Genomic DNA, 12,796 nt, shown 5'->3' with positions numbered 1-12,796 from the left:
CTGAACTTCCTTATCATGGGCACATGGACTACGCCCGCTCGCCCCAGTTCCCGCCGCGCTCCGGTGAGCGGGTGACAGCGGCCATGGTGGCGGCACGTGCCGGCGTCTCCACGGCGACGGTTTCCCTGGTGGCCAACGGCAAGACGCGCGGACGGGTGTCCGCGGACAACATCTCCCGAGTCAACCGGGCCATCGCCGAACTCGGATACGTGGTGGACAGCGTCGGCAGTTCGCTGGCCAAGGGAGTCAGCTCCATTGTGGTTCTGGTGGCCCCGGACATTTCCAACCCGTTCTTCGCCAAGGTTGTTGCCGGCGTCCGAGAGTCCCTCGGCGCGGACTTCCAACTGCTGCTCTCCGTCACTGAGGCCGGCGAATTCCCCCGCGCCGCTGACATCCGCCGCCTCCTAGCCCTGCGCCCGGCGGGTCTGCTGGTAGATGCCCCCGATGCCGACTTCCTCGAGGACCTCTCCACCACCGGCCCCATGGTGCTACTCGACGCGCCCGGGCTGGAATCTTACGCGCCGTCCGTCAACCTCGACGTGGCCCATGGCGCCCGCGAACTGGCGGCGCACCTGGCCGCCACCGGCCACCGGCGCGTGGCGTACATGGACAGCGTGACAGGCACGGCCACCTTCACCATCCGACGAACGGCCTTCCTAGAGGAGGCGGCCGGGCGAGGAATGACCGTGGACCCGGCCCACCTGATCAGCACCACGATCGACGTCGGCGCGTCGGCCGATGCGTTTACCGCCGCTTGGCACCAGTGGCAGCAAGCGGGCGTCACCGCCGTCGTCTGCGCCACCGACACCCAGGCGTACGGCGCGCTGCAGCAAGCGCGTGTTGCCGGCGTGCGGATCCCGGACGATCTCGCCGTCGCCGGCTTCGACGACCTGCCCTACTCCGCCAGCAGTAACCCCGGCCTCACCAGCGTCCACCTTCCCGCCACCCGTCTGGGCCTCAAGGCCGGAGAACAGCTGCGCCGCCTGATCGAAGGCCACGACCTCGAGCAGCCCCAGCTCATCTTGGAGAGCTCGCTGATTGTGCGCGGCTCCACGGAGCGGACCGCCGCCAGCTAACGAACGACGGCGGCACTCGCCTTATCTGCGGACGATAACCTTATGCGTGGGCTTGCCGGCCTCCTCGTTGATCCGCTAGACCTCGCGCCAATCGTGGCCGGTGACGGCTGCCCCTGCCTGCGGCCCCATCTGCAGCATTCCGCCGTCCACGGCCCAGGACGCCCCGGTCACATAACCGGCATCGGCGGAGGCCAAGAAGGCGATCACGGCGGCCACTTCACGGGCGTCGCCGGGCCGGGCCAGCGGGATGCCGGGCCGGTCGATGCCCTCCGGGTCCTCGTCTTCGTTGCCGGTCATCGCGGTGGCAATCTCCCCCGGCGCAACGGAGTTGACCGTGATGCCGTGCCGGCCGAGCTCCAGCGCCATGCTTTTCACCAAACCGCCGAGTCCGTGCTTGGCGGCATCGTACGGCGCGGCGCCGACCATCGGCTGGTGTTCGTGCACGCTGGTTACCGCGATGATCCGCCCGCCGGTGCCGGCTGCCGCCATTTTCCGGGCCGCCCGCTGCATGCAGACGAACGCGCCGTCCAGATCGGTGGCAACAACGTTCCGCCACGTCTCATAGTCAAGGTCCAGGAACGGCTCCATGGCGCCGGTTCCGGAGTTGTTGACGAATACGTCCAGCCCGCCGAGCCGCCCCGCCAGCGAATCAACCACGTCTCCGCAGCCGGGCAGGTCCGTGGTGTCCAAATGAACGACGGCGGCGCTGCGGCCGAGCGCGCGGACCTCCTTCGCGGTGGCCTCCGCTCCTTCCCGGTCCGAGTGCCAGGTGATGCCCACGTCCATTCCGGCCTGGGCAAGGGCGACGGCGGCGGCCCGGCCGATGCCCGAATCGGAACCGGTGACGATGGCGGTGCGAGGCGTGAACTGTTCCATGCGCCCCATTGTGGCGAAGAACTGCCGGTCTGGCAGCCCTGCGTAGCCCGAATCAGCACGTGAACCGCGGGGAATTGCTTACTGGCTGTTGAGCGCCGCGGAGAGCTCGGATCGGATCGAGTCGATCCAGGCGATGCGCCGTGTGATCCGTTCCTGGCCACCGCTGCGTTCCCACATCTCGATGAAAGCCTGCTCGCCGCGCGCGATCCGGGCAAGCACAAAGGGGCCGGATTGATGAATGCCCCTGACGATCTGATCCAAGAACTCGTCCCGCTGCGGACCGACGGGAATACCGTAGGCGTCGGCTACGATCCGCAAGCGGGAACCAACATCAAAACCTGAACGTCCCCAGCGCTCCGCATCCTGATGGGTCTCAACAGGGACCCAATGCCGCGCCAAGACCGCGAGATCGTGCAGTGGATCGGTCGGGGCAGCGAATTCGAAGTCGATCAGCGCAACTGCCTGCCCGTCGCGCACCACGACGTTCTCCACGCACACATCGTTGTGACCGACGATTTTCCCGCCGCTGGGGTGTGCCAACTCGGTGTTCCAGACGGCGTTGGCAGGTGGGGCGAAGTCAGCCACGGCGTCGTGGAATGCCCGCAGCAGCCGGGAAACCGACGCCAGCAGCCCGGGAGATAGTGACCACTTCGGAAACGGTGGAATGGCCACGTCTCCGGGAATATAGCGCAGCCGCTCCCTGCCCTGCTCATCAAGCCCCAGGGGCTCCGGCACTCCGGTGAAGCCGTTGGATCTGGCATGTTCGAGCAGGCTGAAAACCAGTTCCGTCTGAGCCGAGGCGGGGCGGCGAACTTCATCGCCGATTCTGATGATCGCCCCGGCGTTGGCGACTCCGCCGGTCAGCACCTCGCCGTCGTTCATGGGCCATACCCTACCGCGGCATGCGCCGCTGGGCCGCCTGCCTTAAACGGTGGAAGGGGCAGGACGTAGCCTGCCCCTTCCACTGAAAACTGCTACGCGACGGTCATTTCGCCCATTTCGTCCCAGCCCTCGCCGTCAATCTGGCGGCTGATGATGCGCGGAGTCTCCTGTAGGTACTGCGGCTGCTCCTGCATGGCCTTCTTGAAATGATCGCTCTTCACGTGCGCTTCGGCGGCGTCGTCCTTGAAGGCTTCCACCAGGACATACTCGTTCGGATCCTCCACACTGCGCGACCAGTCGAACCATAGGTTGCCCGGCTCGGCGCGGGTGGCTTCGGTAAACTCGCGGACCAACTCCGGGAAGTTGTCGGCGTGCTCGTTCTTGACCTTGAACTTGACCACAATAAAAATCACGCGGATTCAGCCTTTCTCTAGGTGTCCTTCAATCCTGTCACGGGCCAAATCGGCCGGCCCAATCACCCGGCCAGGCCGCCGGCGAGCGCTTTGGCGGCGGCAACATAGCGGCGGGTGACCAGCCGCTGGGCGGCTTCCGCCACCGGGCCGCCTGCCCGGTAAAACCAGTTGGAGTGCCGGCTGAACGCAAACAGCTCGAAGACCACCAGCCCGTTCTCCGCCAGCGACGCCACAAAGCCCTCTTCGCCCGACTCCGGATGTCCCGGCAGCGTGCCGTAGCCAAAACCCGTCCGGGTTGAGCTGCGTTCCGTCCACACCACGCGGCAGGGTGCGGACAGCCGCAGCGGCCCTGCCCCGAATCCGGGCACCACGTCCACCCCTTCGGCGGCCGCAGGCGTGGCCGCATCGACCCGCAAACCAGCCAGCCGGTGCAGCTCCCAGCCCATCAGTCCCTCGGCCAGCCGGTGGAACGCGTCCTCCCCGACGCCCACCGCGGTGCGCACCTCGGTGGTCCGGTATCCCGGCGGCGTGCGGTGCACTCGACTCAGCCCCACGTCGTCGTACGTCAGCGGCGCTGCGCTGAGATCCTTGGCTTTCACCGCTCAGCCCTGCCGCACATCGTCGCCGCGGGCCAGGCCCATCCAGCCCAGCGACTCGCGGTCCCGGCGCGGCAGCGACGCGACCACCAGGTCGTACGAGTCCTCGATCATGTCGTGCAGCATGTCATCGGGCAGCGCGCCGTCGCAGCGCACACCGTTCCAGTGCGTTTTGTTCATGTGCCACGCGCCGGTGATCTCCGGATGCGCCGCACGCAGCTGCTGTGCGAGCACCGGTTCGCATTTGAGGCTGATGCTCAGCCGCGGCGACTGCAGGTCGGATAACGCGAACATTTTCGCGGTCCGCCCGGGTGCACGGACCTTGAACACCGATGCCTCCGGGCCGAACGGAAAGTCCTCGAACGTCCCGGGCAGGGAGAGGCAGAATTCACGCAGCGCGGTCGCGTCCATAGGCACGAGCCTACTGCTACCTGCCCAGCCGGTCACGAGGTTGCCGGTGCGCGCCGGCGGCTTCGGTGGCAGGATGGTTTCACGGATGTTTCACGGGGAACAACGGCGGTGCTTGCGCGCCGACACCAGCTCCTCAGGGGGCGCCACGAGGTGCCGGGCGCGGCCGGCCCAATGAGAGGAGAGCCATGGCAGACACCGGCAGGGAGGCCAAGCGGGCGGCCGGCAAGGCTGTGGACAAGACCGAGGAGGCCGCCGACTCCAAGACTTTTGAGTGGGTGGCACGCACCGGGTATGCGGCCAGCGGGCTGCTGCACCTGCTGATCGGCGCGATCGCGCTGCGACTGGCCTTCGGCGGAGGCGGCGAGGCGGACCAGTCTGGAGCAGCCTCCAGTCTGGCGCAGAACCCGGGCGGGCTGTTCCTGCTCTGGGCGGGCATGCTGGGCGCCGCGGCCCTGGCGCTGTGGCAGGTCAGCGACGCGGTGTTCGGCGGCCGCGGCCTGGAGACGAAGAAAAAGTGGGGCTACCGGGCCAAGGCCGTTGGCCTGGCCATCGTCTACGGAGCCATCGCGGTGACCTTCGGCAGCTTTGCCCTAGGCTCCGGCAGCAACAGCAGCGAGAAATCGCAGGACGCCAGTACCAAGCTGATGCAGTGGCCGGGCGGTGCCGTGGTGCTGTTCCTGATCGGCGCGGTCATCATCGGGGCCGGCATCTACTACGTGGTCAAAGGCCTGTTCCGGAACTTCTTCAAAGACCTCAAGCCGCTGCCGCAGGGCGGAGTCCGCACCGCCGTGACCTGGGTGGGCATCGTCGGCTTTGTCGGCAAGGGCTTGGCCTTGTTTGTGCTCGGGCTGCTGCTGGCGGTCGCCGCCGTGCAGAACGACCCGCAGGACGTGAAGGGCCTGGACGGCGCGCTCAAGGCGCTGCGCGAACAGCCGCTCGGGCCGGCGGCGCTGGCCTTCGTGGCCGTCGGGCTGATCTGTTACGGGCTCTACCTTGGCGCCAGGGCGCGCTACGCGAAGATGTAGCGCTGCGTGGCCCCGTCGCCACGATGCCCGGCCGGCGCCGGCCGGGCACCCGGCGCTGACTACTCAGCCGAGACTGGCGTCAGCACGTCCTTGACCAGTGGATCCTCCGTGGTGCCGAGGTATTCCTCGAGCCGCGGATCGGAGAAGATCTCGATCAGCTTCTTGCTCTCGGCGCTGTCCTTGTACTCGGTGCCGATCACCAGGCGGGAGGCGAACGTCTTGGGTGCCGCCGGGAACAGAATGCCCTTGTCGCGGCCGATCTTGCCGGCGTCGAACTGGGAGACGTAGCCGATCGCCACGTCGACCGAATCGAGCATGCGCGGCATCGCCAACAGGTCGGCTTCCTTCAGTGTGAAACCCCGCGGATTGCCGGTGACGTCGCGGATCTTCGCGGTACGCGGCTCGACCGCCGGATCCAGTTCCAGCAGCCCCTCGCGCTGCAGCAGCCAGAGCGCCTGGCCTTGGTTGGCCGCATCGTTCGGCAGCAGCAGGACGGCGTCCCGAGGCAGGCTCTCGACCGAGTCGTAGCGCGTGGAATACAGCCCGAAGCCCCACTGGAACAGTTCCACGGTGGGCGTCAGTTCGACGCCGCTAGCGTCCGCCGACTGCTGCATGTACCACTGGTGCTCGAAGATGGTGGCGTGGAACTGGCCCTCTGCCACCGCGCGGTTGGCCTGAACCGGGTCCTGCAGGCCCACAGCCTCGATCTCCACGCCGTAGTCCGGCGCGATCTCCTCGGCGACGAACTTGAGGATCTTCTCCTCGCCCGCCATAGCCGGTTCGAAGTGGACCTTCAACGGGGAGGTGACCTCGCCGCCGGCGGCGGCCGCGGTGGCCGGCCGGGACTGCTGCTGCACCAGCAACAGCCCCAGGACCAGGGCGACGACGGCGGCGATCGCCGCGATGCCCCACGGCAGGGCGGTGGACTGCTTGCGCAAGGTGAAACCATGGTCGTGGCCAGACCCGGTAGTCGGTGTGTTCATGTGTGGTGCTCCTGGTTTGTTCAGCTAGGGGCGCAGCAGGGCGCGGGAAATGCGGTCGCCGGCGAACTGCACCAGCTGGACCGTGATGATGAGGACAACGATGGTGGCGGCCATCACATGGGTATCGAACCGCTGGTAACCGTACGTGACGGCCAAGTAGCCGATGCCGCCGGCGCCGATGGTTCCTGCGATCGCCGAGTATTCGATCATCGAGATCGTGTTCAGCGTGATCGCCGAGGTCAGGCCCGGCAGCGCCTCACGCAGCTGGGTCTGCCGGATGATCTGCCCGGTGGAACTGCCGGTCACCAGACCCACGGCCATGTTCTCGCGCGGCAAGTCGTTCAGCGCGTTCTGCACCAGCCGGGCAAAGAACGGAATGCCGGCCAGCGTCATCGGGACCACCGCCGCCGCGATGCCGATGGTGGTCCCGGTCACCCACTTCGTCAACGGGATGATCGCCGCCATCAGCACCAGGAACGGCAGCGAACGCCCCATGTTGACCAGCCAGCTGACCACACCATGCAGCCGCGGCCGCGGAAACAATCCGCGGCTGTCCGTGTTGTAGAGCAGCACGCCGGTGGCTCCGCCGACCAGGATCACTAGTGCCATCACCATGCCGACCATCGCCCAGGTCTCGCCGTAGGCGGGCAGCAGCAGCGCCGGCAGGTCGGCCCAGGGCGTGTCCAGCCCGACGGCGGCGGTTTCGGTGGGCCTCATGTTCGCGCCTCGATCTTCTGGTGGGCTTCGTGTTCTGCATCGTCCGACGGCGGCGCAACCGATTCCCGGGTGTGGACGGTGGCGGCGGAGACTGCCACCCGCCGATCCGCGACCAGGCCCAGCTGCCCCAGATAGGCGCGGACCTCCGCTTCCGGGCGGCCGGCCACGCCGATTTCGGCACGGCCGAGTACCGAGTCGCCGTGTGCTTCCACCGAACCGCCCAGCAGCGCCACGCGTACGCCGAGGCCTGCGGAAAGCCGGGTCATCCACTCCGGGTCCACCGGCCCGTGCCGGTAGGAGACGGACAGCGCGTAGTCGAAGCCGGCTGGCAGCGGCAGGGCCCGCACGGGCAGCAGTTGGCGGCCCGCGCCAGACGCAGGGTCCGCCACCAGTGCGCCGATCGGCCCGTACTCCGAAACCCGCCCGTTGGCCAGCACGGCCACCTGGTCGGCGACGTGGCGCACCACGTCCATCTCGTGGGTGATCAGGATGACGGACAGTCCCAGCTCGGTCCGCACGTCATCCAGCAGGTCCAGGATCTGCTGCGTGGACTCCGGGTCCAAGCCGGACGTGGATTCGTCGGACAGCAGGATCCGCGGCCGCAGCGCCAGCGCCCGGGCGATGCCCACCCGCTGCTTCTGGCCGCCGGAAAGCTGCCCCGGGTAGGCGTTGGCCTTGTGCAGCAGGCCCACCCGGTCCAGCAGTTCGGCCACACGGTCCTCCATCTGCCGGTGCACCACGCCCAGGTTGCGCAGCGGGAGCGCAACGTTCTCGGCCACCGTCATCCGGCGCAGCAGCGCCGAATGCTGAAAAATGGTGCCGATCGCGCGGCGTTCGCTGCGCAGTGCCTGGCCGGACAGCGCGGACAGGTTGCGGCCGTCCACCAGCACCTGGCCGGAGGTCGGTTTCTCCAACAGGGAAATGCAGTGGGACAGGGTCGTCTTGCCGGCCCCGGACGAGCCAACGACGGCGGTAATCGCCCCCTGCTCGATGCTCAGGTCGATGCCCTTGAGCACATCGACCGTCCCCTGGCCTGTGCTGTAACTCTTGTGCAGATCACGGATCTCAATCATCGCGAACCGCCTGCGGCGTGCCGTGTCATGTTGCTCCTGAAGTTCAGGGAGCCCCGGGCACAGCCATCACAGCCGCGCAGGCATGGCGCAGCCAGTTCCGGTCCTGTCCGGGTTCTCCATCGGTCCTGGCATTAGCACCGTGCGGCAAAGAGCCGGGGTTGCTGCGGCGTCATCGAGCCAGATCTCTCAGCCGCTCTGGATGGTTCTTCCGACGTCGGTGCGCTGCCCCCAAAGGGGCCGCGCCCCGACGTCGTTGTCTAAATGGTTCTGCTGTTGCCCAGGCTCAGTCGACCAGGGCATTCTGCAGCCGGAAGCCGGCCGCGCGGTGGTTCTCCGGCAGCTTGTCGCCGCGGCCGAAGAGCTTGTTGCGCAGCGTGCCCGGCGCGTACTCGGTAGGGTACGCTCCGAGCTTCTGCAGCTCCGGCACCACGTATTCCACGACGTCCTCGAACGTGCCCGGGGTGATGGCGTAGGCCAGATTGAAACCGTCCACGTCGGTTTCCTCGACCCACTCCACCAGCTTGGCGGCGACCTCCTGGCCGGAGCCCACGGTGATCGGGCCGAAGCCGCCGACGCCGACCCATTCGGCCAGCTGGCGGATGGTCCAGGGCTTGCCGCTGTCGCCGGAGGCCTTCTGGAAGGTCTCCACCGAGGACTGGATGGCATTGGACTTCACGTTCTCGCCGATCACGTCGTCCGGGCCGTAGGTGGACAGGTCCACGCCCATCCAGCCCGAAATCAGGGCCAGCGCGCCGTTGACGTCCGCGTACGACTTGTAGTCCTCGAACTTGGCCTGGGCGGTGGCGTTGTCCGGTCCGGTCACCACGGTCTGCATGGCGTAGATGCGGACGTCGTAACGGCCGCGGCCGGCAGCCTCGGCCGCGTCGCGGATTTTCTTCACCGACGCGGCAAGCATTTCCTTGGTGGGGCAGGTGACGAACACCGCCTCGGCGTTATCGGCGGCGAACTCGGTGCCGCGCTTGGAGGCCCCCGCCTGGAAGATCACCGGAGTGCGCTGCGGGCTCGGCTCGGTGATGGCGATCCCGGGCACCTTGAAGAACTTGCCCTCGTGCCGGATTTCGTGCACCTTTGCCGGGTCGGTGAAAACGCCGGTCTCCACGTCCTTGACCACTGCGTCGTCTTCCCACGAGCCCTCAAGCAGCTTGTAGATGACTTCGAGGTATTCATCGGCGTGGTTGTAGCGCTCGTCGTGCTCCAGTTGGTCTTCCTGGCCCATGTTGCGCGCGGCCGAGGGCAGGTAGCCGGTCACCACGTTCCAGCCGACGCGGCCGTTGGTGAGGTGATCCAGTGTGGCCAGGCGGCGGGCGAACGGGTACGGGTGCTCGTAGGCAGTGCCGGCGGTGACGCCGAAGCCCAGGTTCTCGGTCACCGCGGCCATGGCCGATACCAGCATGAACGGATCGTTCACCGGGACCTGCGTGCCGGCCCGCAGCGTCGTCTCGTTGGACGATCCGAACACGTCGTAAGTGCCGAGCACGTCGGCAATGAAGAGTCCGTCGAACAGGCCCTTCTCCAGCACCTTGGCCAGATGCGTCCAGTAGCCGATGGTGTTGTAGGTGGCGGACTTGTCCTGCGGGTGGCGCCACAGTCCGGGCGACTGGTGGCCCACGCAGTTCATGTCGAACGCGTTGAAGCGGATGTGCCGCGGGGAATGGTTCAAGGTCATGTCAGGCTCCTTTACTGATGAGAAGAGCCCGCGCCGGTCCCCCGGCGGGCATGCAGTGGCCCTGAGGAACCAACGAGAGATCGAGCTTCTCCATCGGTCCTGGCGGTAGCACCTTCCTCACAAGGAGGGGGTTGCTGCGGCGTCAACAAGCCAGGTCTCTCGGCCGCTCTGGATGGGTACCCCTCCATTGGACACCCGCAGGCGCCGCGGAGGGAAATGGTGCGCGTCACGCGGGGTAAAAATGTTGCGCGTCACGCCCAGGGCAAGAATTACGACGCCGGTGCGGCGCCGGTTACGGCCTGTTGCCGCTTGGATCCCACCACCGCTCCGGCCCCGAAGCAGGCAAGGATCAGCACGACGACGGCGATCGCCAGCGGCACACTGTTGCCGACCAAGGTGGGGAGGTTCTGCAGGATCAGGCCCAAGATGCCCAGCAAGCCGAGCAGCCCAAGAGCCGGTCCAACGGAGCGCTTCCAGCTGCGGGCAGGCGCTCCCCGCCGGCGGAAGAACACCAGCACAGCGACGCTGGTGAGCGTCATCAGCACCACCACGCCCAAGGAGGAGAATCCGGCGAACCAAGTGTAGAACTGCACGATCGGATCCCATCCGGCCACCACCGCGACCAGCAGGAACAGGGCCACCACGGCGGTGGCCGCTCCGGAGGCCCGGTGCGGAGAGCGGTGCTTCGGGTGGGTGCTGGCCAGCTTGGGCGGGAAGACTCCCTTCCTCGAGAGCTGGAAGAAATAGCGTGAGCTGATGTTGTGGAAGGACAGGATGCACGCGAACAAGCTGCTGGCGAGCAGGACCTGGACAATGTGGCTGCCGGCCGTGCCCAGGTAGAGCGCGGTGGTCTCGGACAGCAGGGTGCCGGGTGCATCCGTGGCCTTCTGCACAATCCCGGTGTCGCCCCAGACGCTGATCAGCAGCCAGCTGGAGAGCGCATAGAAGCCGCCCACCACCAGCAGGGCCACATAGGTGGCCCGCGGGATCGTCTTGTCCGGATCCCGGGCCTCATCCCGGAACACGGCGGTGACCTCGAAGCCGATGAAGCTCAGGATGGCGAATAGCAGCGCGATACCGGGCGCCCCAGACAGCACGGTTGACGGTGTGACGAACCCGGTGGAGAGGCCCTCGGCCCCGCCGCCGCCAAAGACGATGGCGGCGTCCAGGATCAGCACGATCAGCACTTCGGCCACTAGCAGCACGGCCAGCACCTTGCCGGACAGCTCGATGTTGCGGTGGCCCAGCCACGCCACGGCAACCAGCGCGGCGGCCGCCCAGACCCACCAGGGCAGGGCGGGGCCGCCGTAGGCGCGGACCACCTCATCGACCGCGGGGGCAAAGAGCCCGTAGACGCCGGCCTCCAGCGCGAGGTAGGAGAGCAAGGCTACGAAGGCCGCGCCCAGTCCGGCGCGGCGGCCGAGGCCCTTCTCCACGTAGCTGAAGAACGCGCCGGCCGACGGCACATGCGGCGTCATGGTGGTGAAACCGACGGCGAACAGCAGCAGGATGGCGGTGGCCAGCAGGTAGATGAACGGGAGACCGGCGCCGTTGCCGCTGGCGATGGCCAGCGGAACCGTTCCGCCGATCACGCCCAGTGGCGAGGCGGCGGCCACCACGATCAGCACGATGCTGGCGACGCCCAGCCGGCCGGAGAGCCGCGGCGCCTTTCCGGCGTCGGGCGAGCCGGCGGTTGCGGCCTGCGGGGCAGCGACGGTTTGGGGGTTGGAAACAGACATGGCTGGCCTTCCTCTTAGACGGCCGCGGAAGGTGCGGCGGGGCTGTGTGGCTGGCGCGCGGCGTCGGCATTGGCCTCGCCGATCGTCCAGATGAACGGGGGTTCGGTGGCGTTGACTTCCCAATCGCCCACAATCCGGGACTTGTAAATGAACGGGTTGTGCGTGGCCACTGTGCGGGCGTTGCGCCAGTGCCGGTCCAGCGCCTTGCCGGTGCTGGTGGAGGAGGCGCCGAGCGTGTTGAACAGTTCGCCGGCTGCCTCCGGCACCAGCGTGCTGAGCACAATCTGGGCCTGGCCGGATTCCAGTTCGACGGCGACGTTGGCCGCCTTCTCGGCATCGGCGTTTTCCTGCCGGGCGGCGAACACCCGGTCCAGGCTGCGCGCCACGCTCAGGGTGGTTGCCCTGGCGGCGTAGGCCTTGGCGCTGATCTCGCCGACCACCTGCAGGATCTGCGCGTCGTGCCGGACCAGCGGCGCGTTGCCGTGGCCAAACACGCGCTTGCGCTCCCGCACGTGGGTGGCGGCGTCAGTGGTGACGGCCTGCGCGATGCCGGCCAGGGCCACCAGCAGGATGTGCTGGTAGAGCGCCGTCTGGTACGGGAAGCGGTCGGCGAACGCTGACACGTTGGCCGGGTGCACCTCGGCGTCGGTAAACACCGTGGTGCCGCTGCCGGTCAGCCGCTGGCCGAAGCCGTCCCAGTCGTCGTAGGTTTCCACACCGGGTGTCTTGGTGGAGATGATCACCGAGACGTCCGAGCCGTCGGGCCGCTTGGCGGTGACGTCGATCCAGTCGGCGAAGATGGTGCCCGTGGTGTAGAACTTGCGCCCGTTCAGCACCAGCTTGCCGCCGGATTCGGAGAGCACGGTGGCGGTTCCGCCTGCGCCCGGTTCGGTCCACGCGTTCCCGGCCAGCTGGCCGGAGGCGAAGCGCTGCAGCCAACCGCTGCGGTCCCCGCCGCGGCCGTGGTGGTACAGGTTCTCCTCCACCAGCGCTATGTGCGAGCGCAGCGCCTGAGGAATGTTGCTGTCCGCGGCGGCCAGCTCGATCAACAGTTCGGTGAACTCTTCCCAGTCCAGCCCGTCGCCGCCGAGTTCGGCGGGAATCCGGGCGGCACCAAAGCCGGCGTCCTTCAGCCAGCCGATCTGCTCAAACGGCAACTCGCGGTCCAGTTCGCGGTCCAACGCTCCTGCGGTAATGCGCTGGAAGATCGGACGGTACTTGGCGACCGCCGCTGCGAAGGCCGGCGTCGAGTGGCCGGACGTTGTTGCGTGGTCAAGGGTTTCGGTCATGGTGGTGCTCCTGGAGGTCTCCGCCGTGC

The 12,796-nt window shown here is 67.6% G+C and carries 13 protein-coding genes and 2 riboswitches; of the genes, 2 read left to right on the top strand and 11 right to left on the bottom strand.

Annotation, left to right across the window (positions count from 1 at the left end):
• Positions 1 to 83: 83 nt before the first annotated feature.
• Entirely contained in the window at positions 84 to 1,076 is a 993-nt protein-coding gene (locus ACWF5H_RS10860; RefSeq protein WP_452037355.1) for a LacI family DNA-binding transcriptional regulator, read from the top strand.
• A 75-nt stretch (positions 1,077 to 1,151) separates the two neighbouring features.
• On the opposite strand, the gene ACWF5H_RS10855 is transcribed toward ACWF5H_RS10860, so the two are convergent.
• The 5 genes from ACWF5H_RS10855 to ACWF5H_RS10835 all read right to left on the bottom strand — a co-directional run bounded on the left by ACWF5H_RS10855 (position 1,152) and on the right by ACWF5H_RS10835 (position 4,254).
• On the bottom strand, positions 1,152 to 1,952 hold the full coding sequence (locus ACWF5H_RS10855) for an SDR family oxidoreductase (protein ID WP_452036784.1): 801 nt from the start codon (positions 1,950 to 1,952) through the stop codon (positions 1,152 to 1,154).
• A 78-nt stretch (positions 1,953 to 2,030) separates the two neighbouring features.
• Positions 2,031 to 2,834: a phosphotransferase gene (locus ACWF5H_RS10850; protein WP_452036783.1), complete on the bottom strand. Its 804-nt coding sequence runs from the start codon at positions 2,832 to 2,834 to the stop codon at positions 2,031 to 2,033.
• 92 nt (positions 2,835 to 2,926) lie between these two features.
• Positions 2,927 to 3,247 (bottom strand): putative quinol monooxygenase, encoded by a 321-nt coding sequence (locus ACWF5H_RS10845; protein WP_452036781.1) that lies wholly within the window; start codon positions 3,245 to 3,247, stop codon positions 2,927 to 2,929.
• 62 nt (positions 3,248 to 3,309) lie between these two features.
• The gene (locus ACWF5H_RS10840; RefSeq protein WP_452036780.1) at positions 3,310 to 3,846 is read right to left on the bottom strand and encodes a DUF1990 family protein; all 537 of its coding nucleotides are present in this window, start codon (positions 3,844 to 3,846) and stop codon (positions 3,310 to 3,312) included.
• 3 nt (positions 3,847 to 3,849) lie between these two features.
• Positions 3,850 to 4,254: an MmcQ/YjbR family DNA-binding protein gene (locus ACWF5H_RS10835; protein ID WP_452036779.1), complete on the bottom strand. Its 405-nt coding sequence runs from the start codon at positions 4,252 to 4,254 to the stop codon at positions 3,850 to 3,852.
• Between the two features lie 185 nt (positions 4,255 to 4,439).
• On the opposite strand from ACWF5H_RS10835, the gene ACWF5H_RS10830 reads away from it, so the two are divergent.
• Entirely contained in the window at positions 4,440 to 5,279 is an 840-nt protein-coding gene (locus ACWF5H_RS10830; protein WP_452036778.1) for a DUF1206 domain-containing protein, read from the top strand.
• A 59-nt stretch (positions 5,280 to 5,338) separates the two neighbouring features.
• On the opposite strand, the gene ACWF5H_RS10825 is transcribed toward ACWF5H_RS10830, so the two are convergent.
• The 6 genes from ACWF5H_RS10825 to ACWF5H_RS10800 form a co-directional block, all read right to left on the bottom strand.
• Positions 5,339 to 6,262 (bottom strand): MetQ/NlpA family ABC transporter substrate-binding protein, encoded by a 924-nt coding sequence (locus ACWF5H_RS10825; protein WP_452036777.1) that lies wholly within the window; start codon positions 6,260 to 6,262, stop codon positions 5,339 to 5,341.
• A gap of 24 nt (positions 6,263 to 6,286) precedes the next feature.
• Entirely contained in the window at positions 6,287 to 6,979 is a 693-nt protein-coding gene (locus tag ACWF5H_RS10820; protein WP_136786095.1) for a methionine ABC transporter permease, read from the bottom strand.
• Positions 6,976 to 8,052, bottom strand: coding sequence for a methionine ABC transporter ATP-binding protein (locus tag ACWF5H_RS10815; protein WP_452036776.1), 1,077 nt, complete (start codon positions 8,050 to 8,052; stop codon positions 6,976 to 6,978). Before ACWF5H_RS10815 ends, ACWF5H_RS10820 begins: the two co-directional genes overlap by 4 nt.
• A gap of 113 nt (positions 8,053 to 8,165) precedes the next feature.
• Positions 8,166 to 8,258: riboswitch (SAM riboswitch) on the bottom strand.
• Between the two features lie 77 nt (positions 8,259 to 8,335).
• Positions 8,336 to 9,739 (bottom strand): LLM class flavin-dependent oxidoreductase, encoded by a 1,404-nt coding sequence (locus ACWF5H_RS10810; protein WP_452036775.1) that lies wholly within the window; start codon positions 9,737 to 9,739, stop codon positions 8,336 to 8,338.
• Between the two features lie 87 nt (positions 9,740 to 9,826).
• Positions 9,827 to 9,918, bottom strand: a riboswitch (SAM riboswitch).
• A 90-nt stretch (positions 9,919 to 10,008) separates the two neighbouring features.
• Positions 10,009 to 11,478: an APC family permease gene (locus ACWF5H_RS10805; RefSeq protein ID WP_452036773.1), complete on the bottom strand. Its 1,470-nt coding sequence runs from the start codon at positions 11,476 to 11,478 to the stop codon at positions 10,009 to 10,011.
• A 14-nt stretch (positions 11,479 to 11,492) separates the two neighbouring features.
• Entirely contained in the window at positions 11,493 to 12,767 is a 1,275-nt protein-coding gene (locus tag ACWF5H_RS10800; RefSeq protein ID WP_452036771.1) for an acyl-CoA dehydrogenase family protein, read from the bottom strand.
• Positions 12,768 to 12,796 lie beyond the last annotated feature (29 nt).

This window comes from Arthrobacter sp. NPDC055138 (genome assembly GCF_053607305.1).
The sequence above is the reverse complement of the archived record's forward strand: the minus strand, read 5'-3'. Positions and strand labels throughout refer to the sequence as shown.